This is a genomic window from Cellulomonas sp. ATA003 (assembly GCF_031582905.1).
Taxonomy (GTDB): Bacteria; Actinomycetota; Actinomycetes; order Actinomycetales; family Cellulomonadaceae; genus Pengzhenrongella.
In genome coordinates this window covers 1,138,893-1,155,896 of sequence record NZ_CP133990.1, presented here as the reverse complement: position 1 = coordinate 1,155,896, position 17,004 = coordinate 1,138,893, and the positions used below count along the sequence as shown (strand labels likewise).

The following is a 17,004-nucleotide window of genomic DNA, read 5'->3' as shown; positions in this document are numbered from 1 at the left end:
GGCGGGACGGCCCGGTGGTGCCGTGGGTGCCGTGCGCGGTCACTCCCGGGCGGCGCGGACCGCCTCCACGAGCGGGGTGACCGGACGCCCGAGGAGCTTGGCGAGGTCGTCGCTGTCCGTCTCGAGGTCGCCCGCGGCGATCGAGGCGTCCAACGCGGCGACGAACCCGGCGGTCCCGGCGTCCATCCCGGCGGCCTGGAGCTCGGTCGCGTACTGCTCGACCGTGACGTCCCGGTGGACGACGCGCGTGCCGGTCACCTCGGTGACCGCGGCGGCCAGGTCGTCGAAGGTGAACGCCGGTCCACCGAGCTCGTGCACGACGTCGCCCGCCTCGTCCGCGAGCAGCGCCGCGGCGGCCGCGACGGCGTAGTCGGCCCGGGGGCGCCGGAGATCCGGCCTCCCCGGTCGCGCCCACCACCTCACCCGTCGCGAGGTACTGGTCGATGCGGTCGGTGTAGTTCTCCGTGTACCAGCCGTTGCGCAGCAGGGTGAACGGCAACCCGGACCCGCGCAGCACCGCCTCGGTGCCCGCGTGCTCACCGGCGAGCGGGTTCGTCGTCCCGTCAGCGTGGAGGATGCTCGTGTACGCGAGCCGCTCGACCCCGGCGTCCCGCGCCGCCTCGATGACGGCCGTGTGCTGCTCGACGCGTCGGCCCGGCTCGCTGCCGGAGACGAGCAGCAGCCGCTGCACGCCGGCGAGCGCGGCCGGCAGCGTCTCAGGGCGGGAGTAGTCGCCCTCGCGGACCTGCACGCCGCGGGCCGCGAGGTCGGCGGCGCGGGACGGGGTGCGGACGACGGCGACCACGTCCGTGGCGGGGACGCCCCGCTCGAGCAGCTCGAGGACGACGCGGCGGCCGAGGTGTCCGGTCGCTCCGGTGACGGCGAAGGTGGTCATGGTGCTCTCCTGGGGTCGGGGTGGTGGTGCGGGTCGGTCACGGGTTTCCGGCGTCAGCCCCGCCCGGTGCGGGCGAGCAGCTTTGCGCTGTAGCGCGCCCACGGGCCGTCACCCGGCGAGTGGACCCGCACGGAGCGGAAGCCCTTGACCACACGCCTGGCGAGGCCGCGCACGTCGCCCAGCGGGCGCGCGGAGATGTCGACCCGCAGCCGCGGGTCGAGCCGCACCTGCCGGCCGCGGCCGATGTGGAAGGACAGGTCGATGTCGTCGTGCACGGCGTCGGACTGCGCGTGGACCTCACCGCGGACGGCGCGCCATGCGGACGCGCGCATCGCGAAGTTGGACCCGAACAGCGGCGGGTGGCCGAGCGCGAGCCCGACCAGCACGAAGTAGGCGCGCATGTAGAGCACGTCGGCGAGCGCTCGCCGCACCGGCGGCAGACCCGCGAAGACCCCGGGCCCGGTCAGCGCGCGCAGGTCGGCGTCCGCGTCGAAGGCGGCCTCGATCCGCTCGACCCAGTCCGGCGGGAGCACCGAGTCGGCGTCGCAGCGCGCGACGATCGGACCGACCGCGGCGTCGTAGCCCGTCGCCGCGGCGGGCCAGATGCCCTGCACGGTCTCGCAGACCACGCGGGCGCCGTGCGCCCGGGCGATCTGCGCCGTGCGGTCGCGCGAGTTGTTGTCGACGACGACGACCTCGAGCGGCGCACGCGTCTGCCGCGCGAGCGACCGCAGACAGGCGCCGAGCACCGCCTCCTCGTCCCACGCCGGGACGACGACCGACGTGCGCGCCCCCTCCGCGCTCACCCGTCGGCCGGGCGCCGACGGCGCAGCGTGATCATGTCGCCCAGGAACGGCGACCACGCGGCGCGCTCGGCGTCGCTGATGCGCCGCGGTCGCCCGGTCGAGGTGTCGACGAGGACCAGCGTGGTGCACGCACGCGCGTAGGGGACGGGCGCCGGCAGCGGGCGGCCCGCCGCACCCTCGATCGGCGCGGCCGCGAGGCGCTCGGCGGCGGTGGTCGGTGCGCCGGTGGTGGTCGGCTCGGCTCCGATGGTCAGGCCGGTGGCCGGCTCGGCGTCGACCACCTCGTAGCAGACGTCGATGCTCGCCCCGCCGAGGTGCCCGATCCACAGCTCGACGACGGCGGGCGCCCGCCGGTAGGACAACGGCCGCAGGTACTCGATCTCCTGCCGCGCGACGAGCGTCGTCGTGGGGGCGCCCGGGCCGGCGTCGAGGACGGCCGTCGCGCGGCCGCCGTCGGCCGGGTCGGGGTGCGTCCAGAACGCCTCGATGCGCGCCTCCTCGAGGAGCTGGAGCATCTGCACGTTGTTCACGTGCCCGTAGGCGTCCATGTCGGCCCAGCGCAGCTGGGCCGGGACCCGCAACCGGCTCATCGGGCACTCCTGTCGTCGAGGGGTTCGTGGGGGGTGGTCAGGATGGTCGAGATGGTCGGGGCCGGTGCGGGCCCGCGCTCCGCCGGCGCTCACTGCGCGGCGAGCCGGGCGGCCACCCGGCACCGCTCGAGCGCGTCCAGCTCGGCGGCCACGGGCTCGACCACCCGGTCGTCCGTCACCCGGGCGACGGCTGCCCGCAGGCGGCTGCGGGCCCGCGCGGCGCGGCGGTGGGCGCCGATCGACGCCGCGAACCGGGACAGCAGCGCGAGCAGGATGCCGGCCAGCGCTCCCCGGCGAGCAGCACCGTGGGGGCGGGCAGCCCCCACCACATCGGCGTCTCGGGTTCGGGCAGGCGCAGGTAGGCGAGCCCGGCGAGGACGCCCAGCCAGAGGAGGCCGGCCACCAGCGTCGCGAGCAGGAGCCACTGCAGCAGGCCGACGACCCGCCACCACACCGGGCGCCGCTCGGCCTCCAGCCGGGTGCCCGCGACCGCCTGGTCGAGCGCGTCGGGCAGCCCGGGGGCCATGGCGACCTCGCGGGCGGCGAGCACCCACGCATCGGGGGCGCCCGCGGTCGCGGTGTCGGCGTACGCGCGCACGGCGCTGCTCGCCCGCGCCCGGGCGGCGGCGCCGGCCCCGGGCAGCGAGGTGCGAGCGAGGTCGGGACGGTCGGTCGGCTGGTCGAGGTGCAGGCGGCGCAGCGGGTCCGGGCGGAACCGTCCCAGCCAGCGGGTGACCGGCCACCCGGTCGCGGCGCGCGCGCGGCGACCGGACGACGACCGGACCGCCTCGACGACGGTCGCGACCTCGGCGGACTGCTCGAGGGCGGTGACCAGCCCGTCCCGCGCGGCCCCGCGCACCTTGGCCGGGACGGGCTCGCCGCACGCGTCGCCGAGCCGGCGGGCGGCGTCGCGCACGTCGGCGGTCAGGCGCGCGGTCGCGGCGACCCGGCGGCGGGCGGCGTCGGCGAGCACCTCGCGCAGCGCGTCCAGGCCGTACCCCGTCGCCGCCGACACCCCGAGCACGCGTACGCCCGGCAGGCCGTCCTCGGCGGCCAGCCGCCGCAGGTCGGCGAGGCAGGCCTCACGCTCGCTGTCGCTGAGCCGGTCCACCTGGTTGAGCACCAGCACGACGACGTCGCCGTGCCCGGCGAGCGGCTGCAGGTAGCGCTCGTGCAGCGCGGCGTCGGCGTACTTCTGCGGGTCCATGACCCACACGAGGAGGTCGACCCGCTCGACGAGGCGCTCGGCGCGGACGCGGTGCTCGACGACGACGGAGTCGTGGTCGGGCAGGTCCAGCAGGACCAGTCCGGTCGGGACCGCACCCGCCGCGGTCGCCGGCGCGCCACCGGACCCGGTACCCGCCGCGCCGGCGACGCCGAGGTAGCGCCGCGACCCGACCTCGAGCCAGTCGAGGAGGTCCCCCGCGTCGTCGGCGCCGGGCACCGGGTCCCCGCGCCCGGTGCCGGGGTCGACGTGGCTCCCGGCGCCCGGCCCGACACCGCCCGGCCGTCACCGTCCCCGCGCGGCGACCAGACGGCGGCCGACGCGAAGCCGGTGGTCGGGCGGGTGACCCCGGCGCGGGCGATCTCCTCCCCGCGAGCGCGTTGAGCAACGACGACTTGCCGGACCCGGTGGACCCGGCCAGGGCGACGACCGTGTGGTCCGGGGACAGCGCGGCCCGTTCGCGGGCCCGTGTCGTGACCGCTCGCGCGTGCTCGAGGGCGGTGTCCGGGAGGCGTCCGACCCCCAGCTCGGTGGCCTCCGCGAGCGCGGCGACGCGCGTGGGGAGGTCCGGTCCGCGTCGGCTCATGCGTCCGGTCCGCGGGTGAACCGCTGCCACCAGCCGCGCAGGCCGGCCGGGTCCGGGGCGGCGTCGTCGTCCGCCGGGCGGCCTGCGCGGGCGCCGGGGTCGGCGGCGATCCGCGCGGTCGTCGCCGGGACCGTCCCGGCGGGGGGCGCGACGAGCCCGGCACCCCGCAGGCGTCCGCCGGCGGTCGACGGCTGACCCGTGAGGCGCAGCCCGGTCGCGGCATCGACCGCCACGGCGTCCGTCGACCCGGCCGTGCCCGCCGTGCCGGTGGCCTCGGCCGCACGTGCGGCTGCCGCGGCGGACCGGACGCGCCCGACGGCGTCGCGCAGGGCACCCCGCTCTCCTGTCCGGCGCCGACCGCGTCGAGCTGGACCGTGAACCGCAGCGCCTGCGCGGCGAGCACCCCGCGCACGCGCTCGTCGAGGCGCTGGTGCGCGACCTTGGTGAGCTGGCGGACGGCGTCGTCGCCGAACACGGCCTCGAGCAGCCGCTGCGCGAGGACCGCCGACCCGCCGGCGATGCCGACCTCGGCGCCGGTCAGGCCACCGGTCGACGCGAACACCGCGACCATGAGGGCGGCACCGAGGCCGTTGACCCCGAAGGAGAGCGCGCGCGCCGTCGTCCGCTTGTCCGCCCCCTCCGCGCCGACGAGCGCGAGGACGTCGGACTGCCACCCGCGGATCTGGTCGGCGATGCGGGCCCGCAGGTCGCTGCCGCCGCGTGCGAGCTCGAGCCCGTCGAGCAGCGCGGCCCCGGCCGGGTCGCTGCGCCAGGCGGTGTAGGAGCGCTCCGCCGCGCCCTCGGCGGCGTCCTGGATGACCGCCTCCAGCCCGTGCCCGATGGCGTGGGTCAGCTCGGGCTCCGCGGCGGCGCGCCCGCGGACGAACGCGGTCAGCGTGTCGCGCACCCGTCCGACACGCTGCTCGACCGCACGCAGGAACTCCCCGGTCCCGACGACGTCCTGCCACCGGGCGAGGACCTCCCCGCAGCATGGTCCCGTCGGACGTCGCCTCCCGGACCGACCGCGCGGCCTCCTCGTGCGCGTCGGCCACCACGCGGCGCAGGTGGGCGTCCGCGGCGCGCTGTTCGTCCGCCGCCGCGGCGAGCGCGCCGGCGCGCTCGACGAGGTCGGCGGTGGCGCCGTCGCGGGTGCGGGCGATCGCGGCCTGGCGGGCGCCGGCGTCACCGCCGAGCGTCGTCAGCCAGTCCGCGACCGGCGTGACCGCGTGCGCGGGCAGCATGCCGTCCTCGAGCGGCGACTCCGGGACGACGAGCACCGGGGAGTCCTCGAGCCCGTGCTCGGCCAGCATGGCCGCGAGGTGGGTGGCGACGGCCTCGCGCGCGCCGGGGTCGACCCGGTCCAGCACGAGCGCGACTTGGGCGTGCCGGCGGGCGGCGTCCTGCAGCAGGTCCCACGGGACGGCGTCGGCGTAGCGCGCGGCGGTCGTGACGAACAGCCACACGTCGGCCGCGCCGAGCAGCTGGGCGGCGATGCGGCGGTTCTCGGCGACGACGGAGTCGATGTCCGGGGCGTCCAGGAGCGCCAGACCGGGCGGCACCGCGTCCGACGCCGCGAGGCGCAGGGAGCGCGCCGAGCCGGCGTCCGCGGCCTCACCGGTCAGGCGCGCCATGCCGGGCAGGATCCGGTCGCCCCGGAACCACTGGGCGTCCAGGGGATGGTGCACCAGGACGGGCGAGCGCGTCGTCGGGCGCAGCACGCCGCTGCGGCTGACCGGCGCGCCGAGCAGCGAGTTCACCAGGGTCGACTTGCCGGCCCCGGTGGACCCGCCGACGACCACGAGCAGCGGCGCGGCCGCCGCCCGCAGCCGGGGCAGCAGGTAGTCGTCGAGCTGGTCGAGGACCTGGGTGCGTGCCTCGCGCTGGGCGTCCGCACCCGGGACGTCGAGCGGCAGCCGCACCTCGGCGACGGCGCCACGCAGCCCGACGAGGGCGGCGAGCAGCTCCGCCGAGGTGCGGTCCCCGCCCGCGCCCTCGTCCTCGACCGCCGTGGTCACCGGCGGTCAGCTCCGGGTGAGCTTGCGGTACGTGACCCGGTGCGGGCGGGCCGCGTCGGGCCCGAGCCGGGTCACCTTGTTCTCCTCGTACGCGGCGAAGTTGCCCTCGAACCAGTACCAGCTCGACGGGTTCTCCTCGGTGCCCTCGTAGGCCAGGATGTGCGTCGCCACCCGGTCGAGGAACCACCGGTCGTGCGAGACGACCACGGCGCACCCCGGGAACTCGAGCAGCGCGTTCTCCAGCGAGCCGAGGGTCTCGACGTCCAGGTCGTTGGTGGGCTCGTCGAGGAGCAGCACGTTGCCGCCCTGCTTGAGCGTGAGCGCGAGGTTGAGGCGGTTGCGCTCACCACCGGACAGCACGCCGGCCGCCTTCTGCTGGTCCGGGCCCTTGAACCCGAACGCGGCGACGTAGGCGCGCGACGGCATCTCGGTGTTGCCGACCTTCATGTAGTCCAGCCCGTCGGAGACGACCTCCCACAGCGACTTCTTGGGGTCGATGCCGCCGCGGTTCTGGTCGACGTAGGACAGCTTGACCGTCTCGCCGATCTTCAGCTCGCCGTCGTCGAGCGGCTCGAGCCCCACGATCGTCTTGAACAGGGTCGTCTTGCCGACGCCGTTCGGGCCGATGACCCCGACGATGCCGTTGCGCGGCAGCGTGAAGGACAGCCCGTCGATGAGGACGCGCCCGTCGAAGCCCTTCTCCAGGTCCTTGGCCTCGATGACGACCGACCCCAGGCGCGGGCCCGGCGGGATCTGGATCTCCTCGAAGTCGAGCTTGCGGGTGCGGTCCGCCTCGGCGGCCATCTCCTCGTAGCGGGCCAGGCGCGCCTTGGACTTGGTCTGGCGACCCTTCGCGTTCATCCGGACCCAGGCCAGCTCGTCGGCGAGGCGCTTGGAGAGCTTCGCGTCCTTCTTGCCCTGGACCTCCAGGCGGGCCTGCTTCTTCTCCAGGTAGGTGGAGTAGTTGCCCTCGTACGGGTACAGGCGGCCGCGGTCGACCTCGCAGATCCACTCCGCGACGTGGTCGAGGAAGTACCGGTCGTGGGTCACGGCCAGGATGGCGCCCGCGTACTGGGATAGGTGCTGCTCGAGCCAGAGCACGCTCTCGGCGTCGAGGTGGTTGGTGGGCTCGTCGAGGAGCAGCAGGTCGGGCTTCTCGAGCAGCAGCTTGCACAGCGCGACGCGGCGACGCTCCCCACCGGACAGGACCGACACGTCGGCGTCCGGCGGCGGGCAGCGCAGCGCATCCATGGCCTGCTCGAGCTGGGTGTCGAGGTCCCAGCCGTCGGCGGCGTCGATCTTCTCCTGCAGCTCGCCCATCTCGGCGAGCAGCGTGTCGAAGTCGGCGTCGGGCTCGGCCATCAGCGCGGAGATCTCGTTGAACCGGTCGATCTGGCCCTTGAGCTCGGCGACGCCCTCCTCCACGTTGCCCAGGACCGTCTTGGACTCGTTGAGGTCCGGCTCCTGCATGAGGATGCCGACGCTGTAGCCGGGCGACAGCCGCGCCTCGCCGTTCGACGGCTGCTCGAGCCCGGCCATGATCTTCAGGATCGTCGACTTCCCGGCGCCGTTGGGGCCGACGACGCCGATCTTGGCGCCGGGCAGGAAGTTCAGGGTGACGTCGTCGAGGATGACCTTGTCGCCGTGCGCCTTGCGCGCCTTGTACATGGTGTAGATGAACTCAGCCACGGGCTCGTCGTCCGCCTCACGTTCGGTGTCGTCGGATCGGCCGCCCGCCAGGGGTCGGGGGCGGCCACGACCCCCAGCCTACGGTGACCCGGGCTGCGGCGCCGTGACGGGGAGCACGTCCCGCCACGGCGCCGCCGCCGAGGTCAGGACAGGACCGTCACCAGCGTCACCGCCCGCAGCGTGAGGTTCGCCCGCGCGTCGTCGGTCAGACGGTCGGGGCGCTTGGAGTCCTCGAGCCGGGCGAGCGCCCGTTCCATCGCGGCCCCAGCCGGCCCGTGCCGACCGGCCGCCGCGTGCCGGTCCGCCTGCCGCAGCGCGTTGACGAGCTGCTGGACGATCGGGCCGGACACCTTACCCGCGGCGACGTACTCGTCGAACGCGGCCCGGAAGGCCGCGAGCTCGGCCGTCGCCGACGGTGCCGCGGGCAGGGGCACCTGCGACCAGTCGACGTCGGAGGCGAGGTAGAAGCCCGGGTGCGACGGCTGGTTGTAGCTCGTCTGCTGACGGGCCACCTCGGCGTGGTACTGCGCGTCGTGCATCAGCGTGTAGAGCTTGCGGTCGGTGAGCTCGGTGGACACGAACATCCGGATCGCGGTGGAGTCCGCAGTCCGGACGAGCAGCTCCTCGCGCCAGTCACCGACGACGTCGGCCACCAGCGACGGGTTGCCCTTCGTGCCGTTGTTGGTCCGGGTGCCGGTGGCGGTGAGCACCGTGCCGTCCTCCCAGTCCACGATCCGCACGTCCCCGTCGCCCGCGCCCTCGACGATCTGCGTCGTCATGTCGGCCGCCCACCGGATGCTCTGGTTGGTGCCCGGCGTGGTCGGCGCGAGGTCCTCACCGGTGGGGCTCTGGATCCCGGACCCGTCGGTGCCGCCGGGCATGCTGGCCCAGACCTCGATGCCGCGGCTGCCCGGCAGGACGTCGCCGATCATGCCGCGCCCGGTGTCGCGGCCGGAGTACTCGCCGAAGACCACCTCCCCGGTGGCCGCGGCGCGCAGCGCCATGCCGTACGGCGCCCACGGGCCGCCCTCGTGCACGGTGAAGATCTCCAGACCCGGGCGGTCGGGGTCGATGTCGGTGACGTGCATGGCGTCCCCGTGCCCGAGGCCCGCGACCGTCCCGGGAGCGCCGCTGCCCTCGGGCAGCTCGGCGAACGAGCTGTACAGCAGGCTGCCGTCGTCGTCGATCGTCGCCGAGCCGTAGACGATCTCGTGACGACCGTCGCCGTCGACGTCCGCGGCGGACAGCGAGTGGAACCCCTGCGTGGTGATCGAGCCGAACTCCGGGTCCGTGCCCAGCCGGCCGTGCGGGCCGTCGTCGAAGGGATTCGTCATCGGCGTCCAGCCCGAGTCCACGAACCAGCGCTGGGACAGGTCCTCACCGTCCCAGTCGTAGGCCGCGATCGTCGACCGCGTGTAGTAGCCGCGGGCGAAGACCGCCGACGGGCGCTCCCCGTCGAGGTGGGCGACGCCGGCGAGGAACCGGTCGACCCGGTTGCCCGGCTCGATGCGGGACATCGCGTAGTCACCCCACATGAGGCCGTCGTCGTGCCGGCCGGGCGCGTACGGGACGGTCTGCAGCTCGGCGCCGCTCTCGCCGTCGAACACCGTGAGGTACTCCGGCCCCGTGAGCACGAACCCCTCGAACGCCCGGAGGTCGTTCCGGGCGCTGCGGCTCGGGGCGTACACGTCGATGAAGTGGTCGACGAGATCCTGCGCCGCCTCCTCGGACAGCGGGTAGGCATGGCGCTGCGGGATCCCGAGGGCCTCCTCCACCGTCGCGGGCCAGCGGCCGGCGACGACCTCGGGGTGCAGGCTCCAGCCGCGGAACGTCTCCACGAGGTGCTGCTCGTACTCCGCGGCGCTCATCCGCAGGTCGTCGTGGTGGGTCCAGCCGTCCGCGACGTCGTCGCCGGCCATGGTGATGTACTCCGCGTCGCCCTCGCGGCCACCGGGCAGGGTGCGCGTGCCGGGGGCGGTCTTGAGCATGATCTCCGCGCGGCCGTCGCCGTCGAAGTCCTGGACGAGGAACTGCGTGTAGTGCGCACCGGCGCGGATGTTCACCCCGAGGTCCAGGCGGTGCAGCAGCGTGCCGTCGGCCCGGTAGGTGTCGATGAGCACCGGCCCGGTGTAGCCGACCTGGGAGACGTCCTTGGCGTTGGACGGGTCCCACTTCACGACGAACTCGTACGCGCCGTCCCCGTCGACGTCGCCGACGCTCATGTCGGTGGCGACGTACGTGTACTCCTCGCCCTCGGGGTGCAGGACGCCGGGCGGCGTGCGCCCGGGAGCGGGCTTGCGCAGCGGGAGGTCGTGGTGCGCCTGCGCCCACGGGGTGACCGACGTGCCCCGGCCCACCTCGTCGCCGTCGACGACCGGGACGACGCGGTAGGTCGACGCGGCCATGCCGTCCGGGTCCAGGACGTTCGTACTGTCGGTCACCGTGGCCACGCGGTGACCGTCGCGGTAGACCCGGAAGTCGGTGCCCGTCAGGCCGGTCGCGCTGTGGCCGGTCGCCTCGTGGCCGAGCAGTCGCCAGGAGAGGAACACGCCGTCGTCGGTGACGGCGGCGACCAGCCCGCGGTCGAGCCGGTCGAGCTGGGGTCCGGGTGCGCCGGGTGGGGTGCCCGGTGGGGCGGCCGACGCCGTCGCGGCGCCGGACAGCAGGAGCGCGCCGGCGGCGAGACCTGCGGCGGCGTGACGGAGAGGTGTGCTGCTGAGAAGACTCATCGTCGAATCCTTCGGCTCGTGGGGGGCCCGCGGCGGCCCGTTGGAACGATTCACGCCCCGCGCCGACCCCCCGGGTCTCAACCACCGTGACACCCGTCAGTCCCAGCGTCAACCGTTCCGGACACCGCTTTCCGCCGCGTGGAGCCGGCAGCGGGTGTTGGCGCGGGGTCGGCGCGGCAACCCTGGGCGGCGACCCTGAGCGGCGTCCGCATGGCGGTCCGTGGGGGCACCCCCTGCCACCACGGACCGCCCGCGACCTGCACCTGCGCCCGCTCACCGCACCGGGTCACGCACCGGTCAGCGCACCGGGTCGAGCGTCCCGACCGGCAACTCAGGGTCCGCGTCGGCGCCGTCCCGGGGGTCGCCACCGGGGACGTCGTCGGCCGCGAGGCTGCCGGGTGAGGTGTTGTCGCCGGAGTCGGTCGCCCACGGGTCGTCCACGCCGGGCCCGTCCGCCGGGTCCCCGGCGGCGCCGTCGGTGGGTGACGCGGCACCGGCGTCGGCGACGTGGACGGTGCGGGCGAAGCTCGCCCGCCCGTACGTCAGGTCCGGACCGATCGCGAGCGCCTCGAGCACCAGGGTGGTGCGCTGACCCTCCGGCCCGTCCCACTGCTCGGTCGCGAGCCGGCCGTGCACGACGACCGGGTCCCCCTTGCGCAGCGACGACGCGACGTTCAGCGCGGTCTGCCGCCAGCTCTTGACCGTGAACCACTCCGTGCGCCCGTCCACCCAGGTGTTCTGCGCACGGTCGAACCAGCGCCGGGTGGTGGCCATGCGGAAGCTGGTGAACGGGGTGACGCTCGCCCCCGTGTAGTGCTTGGGCTCGGTCCCCACCCAGCCGATCAGGGTCAGCGTCGGGTCGCTCGTGCTCATCGTTCCTCCTCGCGGCAGGGGCCGACGGCGCCGACCCTCACCCCGAGGCTGGCCCGCGGACCGTCCCGACCGGGGGCGCCGTCGTCAGGCGGTGGACGACGCCCCGACCACACCGCCTGGGGTCGCGGCCGCGACCGCCCGCTCCCCGGCCGCCGCGGTCGCCGCCAGCTCGCGCACGTGCCGGTGCTCGCCGAGCAGCGCGAGCGTCGGCTCGCCGAGCCGGTGGGTGACGACGCCCTCCACCGCGGCGCGGCCGTCCCGGCGGACAGCGGCAGCGCGTCGGCGACCGGCGCGCCGCCGCACGAGCCACGCGGTCGCCCAGAGCACCACGGCGAGCAGGGTCAGTGCCCCGGCCAGCCACGCGGTGACGGGGACGCCGGCAACGGCGTCGGCGACGTCCACGTCGAGCAGGGCACGGGCCGCGACCGCTCCGGCGACGACGATCGCGATGATCCCCACCACGACGGAGCCGATCGTCAGGGACGTCGCGGTCCGCGAACGCCGCACGCGCAGCGCCACGCCCTGCATCGCGGAGCCGACGGCCTCGGCGAGCTCGGGGACGGACGCCAGCCGCGCGTCGAGCGACCGCTGCCAGGCCGGGGGCAGCCCACGTCCGACGTCACGGAGCCAGCGGTGCCGGGCCAGCCCGACGGCGTGCGCCTGCACCGCGCCGACGGCGGGCACGACGTCCGCGCCACCGCGCACGGTCGCCTCGACGGCGTCGGCGATCGCCGGGACACCCGCCGCGGCGACGAGGGCGTCGACGACCGGTGCGGTCGGCAGCCGGTCGGGACCGTCCGGCACCACGCCCGGGGGCGTGAGGTCGGCGGTCAGCGCGCGGCCGGCGGCGGCGATCTCGGCGCCCGCCCGCACCGCGGCGACGCTGGGGCCGCTCACCACCCGGGCGAGGGTCGCGCGCAGGTCGGTCAGGCCGGTGCGGTCCGGCACGGAGGTCGCGATCACCGGGACCCCGACCAGGCCGTCCTCCGCGAGCAGCCGGCCGACGTCCGCGACGACGTGGTGCCGCTGCTCGGGGGCACGGTGTCGACCTGGTTGAGGACGACCACCATCGTGGCCTCGCGGCCGACGAGCCCGCGCAGGTACCCCGTGTGCAGCGCGTCGTCGGCGTACTTCTGCGGGTCCACGACCCACACCAGCAGGTCGACCATGGGCAGCAGCCGGTCGACGACCTCGCGGTGCTCGTCGGCGACCGAGTCGTGGTCGGGCAGGTCGAGCAGGACGAGCCCGCGCAGGTCCGCCTCGGACTCGCCGTCGAGGGCGGTCTCGCGCTGGAAACGCCGGACGGGTGACACCCCGATCCAGTCGAGCAGCGCCTCGCCGCGGCCGCCCCACACGCACGCGGTGGCCTCCGCGGTCGTGGGCCGGTGCACCCCGACGTCGGCGAACGGCAGGCCGCACAGCGCGTTGAACAGGCTGGACTTGCCGGAGCCGGTGCCGCCGACGAGGGCGACGAGCGTGTGGTCGACGTCGCGGGACAGCCGGTCACGGACGGCCGCGACCGAGCGCCGCACCTCCGTCCGGACGTCCGTCGCAACGCGGTCACCGGCTGCGGCCAGCGCAGCCTCGAGCGCGTCGACGCGACCGGAGAGGTCCGAGGTCAAGGAGCGGTGCGCGGTGCGCGACGGCGCGGTGGGCGCGGCGAGGGCAGTGGGCGTGGCGGCCGCGGCGGGCGCGGCGGCACCCGACCGCCCGGGGTGGCGGCCGTCGGACGGCTGGGTCATGTCAGTCCCTTGAGCACGGCGAGGCGCAGGCGCAGCCGGGAGGCGGCGTCGGGCGCGAGGTCGGCGATGCCGAGCTGCTCCTCGAGCGACTCGCCCTCGCGGGCGACGCCCTCCCGGGCGCGTGCGGCGAGCGTGGCCCGCAGCGGGTCGACGAGCGCGGGTCCGGCCCCCGGCAGGACGGCGTCGAGGAGGCGTGCTGCCGGCTCGAGCCCGGCGGCGGCGGCGAGCACGACGGCGGCCAGTCCGCGCGGTCCGAGTCTCGCCACGGCGGAGGCGGCGCGGTCGGCGTCGACGGCTGCCGGTGCGGCTGCGCCGGCGGCGGCCGGCACGCCGGTGCCGGTCGTGCCGGACGCCGCGGGCGCACCGGGCGCACCGGCAGCGGCCCCGGGAACCAGAGCCGCCACGGCAGCGTCCGCCTCGGCGACCCAGCTCGCGGCGGCGTCGGCGGCATCACGCTCGCGGGCGGCGACGTGGTCGGCGGCGGGCCACCCCGCGACGAGGGCCGCGGCTCCCGCCGGTGCGGCGGGGTCGGTGAGCCGCGAGCGCAGGGCGACCTCGCCGGCCGCCCCGACGGAGGACAGGTGCACCGCCAACGACGCCCGCAGGTCCTCGACGAGCTCGAGCAGGGCGGCCTCGCGCCGGGCCGCGGTGCGTCGCCACCCGCGCAGCCGGCCGCCGCGTCCCAGCAGCTTGGCCAGCGGCCCGGACGCGAGCTCCGTCCAGCGCACGCCCGCCGGACCGTCCACGAGCGCGCCGGCGAGCACCGACTCCTCCGCGGCGACGATCGGCCCGGCGACGGCGGCGGCGACCTCGACGCGCAGGGCCGCCGCGGCGTCCGCCTGGGCCTGCACGGCCTCCGCCTGGTCGTCGACCCAGGTCCGCAGCGACGCGAGCGCCCCGTGCAGCGTGCGGGCGATGACGGCGCGGGCGCGGTCGGGGCCGGCGAGCGTGGTGAGCCACCGGTGGATGGGCGCGACGGCGGACGGGTCGAGCAGCCCCTCGTGGGGGCCGGCGTCGGGCACCGTGAACAGCGGCACGCCGTCCATCCCCCGCTCGCGCAGCCGCATGAGCAGGTCGCCGCGCACGGTCGTCAGCGCGTCCGGGGTGACCCGGTTGAGCACCATCGCAACCGACGCGGTCCGCGCCATCGCGGCCTCGAGCACGCGCCACGGGACCGCGTCGCCGTAGCGGGCCGCCGTCGTGACGAACAGCCACAGGTCGGCCGCCTCGAGGAGCCGGTGCGCGATCTCCCGGTTCTGGGCGAGCACGGAGTCGAGGTCGGGGGCGTCGAGCAGCGCGATGCCGCGCGGGACCCGTTCGTGGGCGACGACGTCGACCGAGTCGAGGAGCGGGTGGTCGGCGAGCAGGTCCGCGTCCCGGGGGTGGTGCACGAGGACCGGTCGGCGGGTGGTCGGACGCAGCACCCCGGACGCGGACACCTCCGTGCCGATCAGCGAGTTCACGAGCGTGGACTTGCCCGCACCGGTCGACCCGGCGGCGACGACGACGGCGGGCGTGGAGAGCTGCTCGAGGCGGGGCAGCAGGTGGTCGGCGAGCTGGTCGAGCAGCCGGCCGCGCGCGGCGCGCGCCTCGTCCACCCCCGGGATCTCGAGCGGGAAGCGCGTCCGGTGCACGTCGCGCCGCAGGTCGCGGACGGCGTCGAGCAGCGTCGGCGTGACGGTGGGCGGCTCGTGGGCGGCGTCGGTCGCGGGGACAACCGGCTGGGGGCTCACCGGGTCATCCTCACCCAACGCCACCGGTCGACCCAAACCCGAGCCCGGTCCGGCGCGGCGGGCGGCGCCGCGGCGGTGCGGCGGTGCGGCGGCGGTGCGGCCGGCCCGGCCCGGGGCCAGGACGGCGCGATGCCGACGGCCGTGCGAGCATGCCGGACGTGACCACGCCGCGTCCGTTCACCACCCGACCCGAGCTCGTCGGCACCCACGGGATGGTGGGCTCGACCCACTGGCTCGCCTCGCAGTCCGGCATGGCGGTGCTCGAGGCGGGCGGCAACGCGTTCGACGCCGCCGTCGCGACCGGGCTCGTGCTGCACGTGGTCGAGCCGCACCTCAACGGACTCGGCGGCGACGTCCCCGTGATCGGCTACCGGGCCGGCAGCGGCGAGCCGTTCGTGCTCAGCGGGCAGGGGCCGTCGCCCGCGCTGGCCACCGCGCAGGCGTTCGCCGACCTCGGCGTCGACCTCGTCCCCGGGACCGGCCAGCTGCCCGCCGTCGTCCCCGGGGCCTGGGGCGCGTGGATGGACCTGCTCGCCCGCTACGGGACGCTGCACGTGCGCGATGTCGTCGGCTACGCGATCGGGTACGCACGCGGCGGGGCACCGATGCTGCCGCAGGCCGCGGCGACCGTCGCTCGCGTGGCCCGCATGTTCACCGAGCACTGGCCGACGTCGGCCGAGGTGTACCTGCCCGGGGGCGCCCGCCGGGCCCGGGCGAGCGGTTCCGCAACCTCACGCTCGCCGAGACGCTCGAGCGGCTCGTCGCGGCGGCCGACGCCGCCGGCCCGGACCGTGAGGCCGGGATCGAGGCGGCGCGCGCGGCGTTCTACGAGGGGTTCGTCGCCGAGCGGATCGACCGGTTCAGCCGGTCGGCGTCGGTCATGGACTCGTCCGGCACGCCGCACGCGGGCCTGCTGCGGTTCGACGACCTCGCCACCTGGCGGGTGCGCGAGGAGCGTCCGGCCACGGCCGAGCTCGCCGGTCGCACGATCGCCAAGACCGGACCCTGGGGTCAGGGGCCGGCGCTGCTGCAGCAGCTCGCGGTGCTGGACGGCATGGACCTGGCCGACACCAGCCCCGCCTCCGCCGAGCTCGTCCACACGGTCGTGGAGGGCGCCAAGCTCGCGCTCGCCGACCGGGACGCCTGGTACGGCGACCCCGACCACGTCGACGTGCCGCTGGACACCCTGCTCTCCCCCGGCTACGCCGACGAGCGCCGCGCCCTCATCGGCGCCGACGCCTCGGACGGGCTGCGCCCCGGACGCCCCGACGGCCGCGAGCCGCGCCTGCCCCGGCGCGTGCTGGCCGAGGTCGACGCCGCCCGCACCGCGGGGACGGGCACGGGGACGGGCACCGGTGGCGCGACCCCCGCGCCGCGCGCCCGCGCCGCGGGGGTCGGAGAACCGACGTTCGCCCCGGACGCGGGGCCCGACCCGCTCACCGGACCCGATCCCCGCACCGGACCCGATCCCCGCACCGGACCCGACGGGGTCGCCCGCGGGGACACCTGCCATCTCGACGTCGTCGACCGCTGGGGCAACGTCGTGTCGGTGACACCCAGCGGCGGGTGGCTGCAGAGCTCACCGGCCATCCCGGGGCTCGGCTTCCAGCTGCCGACCCGGGCCCAGATGTTCTGGGTCGAGCCGGGGCTGCCGAACTCCCTCGGCCCCCGCAAGCGACCGCGGACCACGCTCAGCCCCACCCTCGTGCTGCGCGACGGCGTCGCCGAGCTCGCCTGCGGGACGCCCGGCGGCGACCAGCAGGACCAGTGGCAGCTGCCGTTCCTGCTCAACCACCTCGTGTACGGCATGGGCATCCAGGAGGCGATCGACGCGCCGTCCTGGCACACCACCCACCTCGTGTCGTCCTTCGCCCCGCGTGAGATCGAGATCCTCGGGTTGCACGCCGAGGACCGCCTGGGCGCCGACGTGCTCGCCGACCTGCGCCGTCGTGGGCACCGGGTGACCGTCACCGGACCGTGGTCGCTCGGGCGGCTGAGCGCCGTCGGCACCCGGCCGGACGGGATGCTGCGCGGGGCGGCCACGCCGCGCGGCATGCAGGCGTACGCGGTCGGTCGCTGAGGGCGCTCGTCCTCGCCGGGTCGACGGGTGCTCGCGGGCCC

At 76.2% G+C, this 17,004-nt stretch carries 11 protein-coding genes and 2 pseudogenes; 1 reads left to right on the top strand and 12 read right to left on the bottom strand.

The window, feature by feature from the left end; translation table 11 throughout:
* Positions 1-39: 39 nt before the first annotated feature.
* The 12 genes and pseudogenes from REH70_RS05780 to REH70_RS05725 all read right to left on the bottom strand — a co-directional run bounded on the left by REH70_RS05780 (position 40) and on the right by REH70_RS05725 (position 14,883).
* A complete protein-coding gene (locus REH70_RS05780; RefSeq protein WP_310754501.1) occupies positions 40-423 on the bottom strand; it encodes a hypothetical protein in 384 nt (127 codons plus the stop codon).
* A gap of 73 nt (positions 424-496) precedes the next feature.
* Positions 497-895, bottom strand: a pseudogene (locus REH70_RS05775) (NAD(P)H-binding protein); the annotation flags it as partial.
* Positions 896-948: 53 nt separating this feature from the next.
* Positions 949-1,701, bottom strand: a complete 753-nt coding sequence (locus REH70_RS05770) for a glycosyltransferase family 2 protein (RefSeq protein ID WP_310753110.1) — start codon at positions 1,699-1,701, stop codon at positions 949-951.
* Complete coding sequence (locus REH70_RS05765) at positions 1,698-2,291, bottom strand: thioesterase family protein (protein WP_310753108.1); 594 nt, start codon at positions 2,289-2,291, stop codon at positions 1,698-1,700. The genes REH70_RS05770 and REH70_RS05765 overlap by 4 nt, the downstream gene beginning before the upstream one ends.
* Before the next feature lie 175 nt (positions 2,292-2,466).
* Entirely contained in the window at positions 2,467-3,735 is a 1,269-nt protein-coding gene (locus tag REH70_RS05760; RefSeq protein WP_310753106.1) for a GTP-binding protein HSR1, read from the bottom strand.
* A gap of 363 nt (positions 3,736-4,098) precedes the next feature.
* Positions 4,099-6,117: a dynamin family protein gene (locus REH70_RS05755; RefSeq protein ID WP_310753104.1), complete on the bottom strand. Its 2,019-nt coding sequence runs from the start codon at positions 6,115-6,117 to the stop codon at positions 4,099-4,101.
* A gap of 6 nt (positions 6,118-6,123) precedes the next feature.
* Positions 6,124-7,806: an energy-dependent translational throttle protein EttA gene (gene ettA, locus REH70_RS05750; RefSeq protein WP_310753102.1), complete on the bottom strand. Its 1,683-nt coding sequence runs from the start codon at positions 7,804-7,806 to the stop codon at positions 6,124-6,126.
* A gap of 143 nt (positions 7,807-7,949) precedes the next feature.
* Complete coding sequence (locus REH70_RS05745; protein WP_310753100.1) at positions 7,950-10,535, bottom strand: rhamnogalacturonan lyase; 2,586 nt, start codon at positions 10,533-10,535, stop codon at positions 7,950-7,952.
* Between the two features lie 297 nt (positions 10,536-10,832).
* Entirely contained in the window at positions 10,833-11,408 is a 576-nt protein-coding gene (gene ssb, locus REH70_RS05740; protein WP_310753098.1) for a single-stranded DNA-binding protein, read from the bottom strand.
* A gap of 84 nt (positions 11,409-11,492) precedes the next feature.
* Positions 11,493-12,371 (bottom strand): hypothetical protein, encoded by an 879-nt coding sequence (locus REH70_RS05735; protein ID WP_310753096.1) that lies wholly within the window; start codon positions 12,369-12,371, stop codon positions 11,493-11,495.
* Positions 12,368-13,150, bottom strand: coding sequence for a GTPase (locus REH70_RS05730; protein ID WP_310753094.1), 783 nt, complete (start codon positions 13,148-13,150; stop codon positions 12,368-12,370). The genes REH70_RS05735 and REH70_RS05730 overlap by 4 nt, the downstream gene beginning before the upstream one ends.
* On the bottom strand, positions 13,147-14,883 hold the full coding sequence (locus tag REH70_RS05725) for a dynamin family protein (protein WP_310753092.1): 1,737 nt from the start codon (positions 14,881-14,883) through the stop codon (positions 13,147-13,149). The genes REH70_RS05730 and REH70_RS05725 overlap by 4 nt, the downstream gene beginning before the upstream one ends.
* A gap of 149 nt (positions 14,884-15,032) precedes the next feature.
* Here REH70_RS05725 and REH70_RS05720 point away from each other — a divergent pair.
* Positions 15,033-16,963 (top strand): annotated as a pseudogene (locus REH70_RS05720) (gamma-glutamyltransferase family protein).
* Positions 16,964-17,004 lie beyond the last annotated feature (41 nt).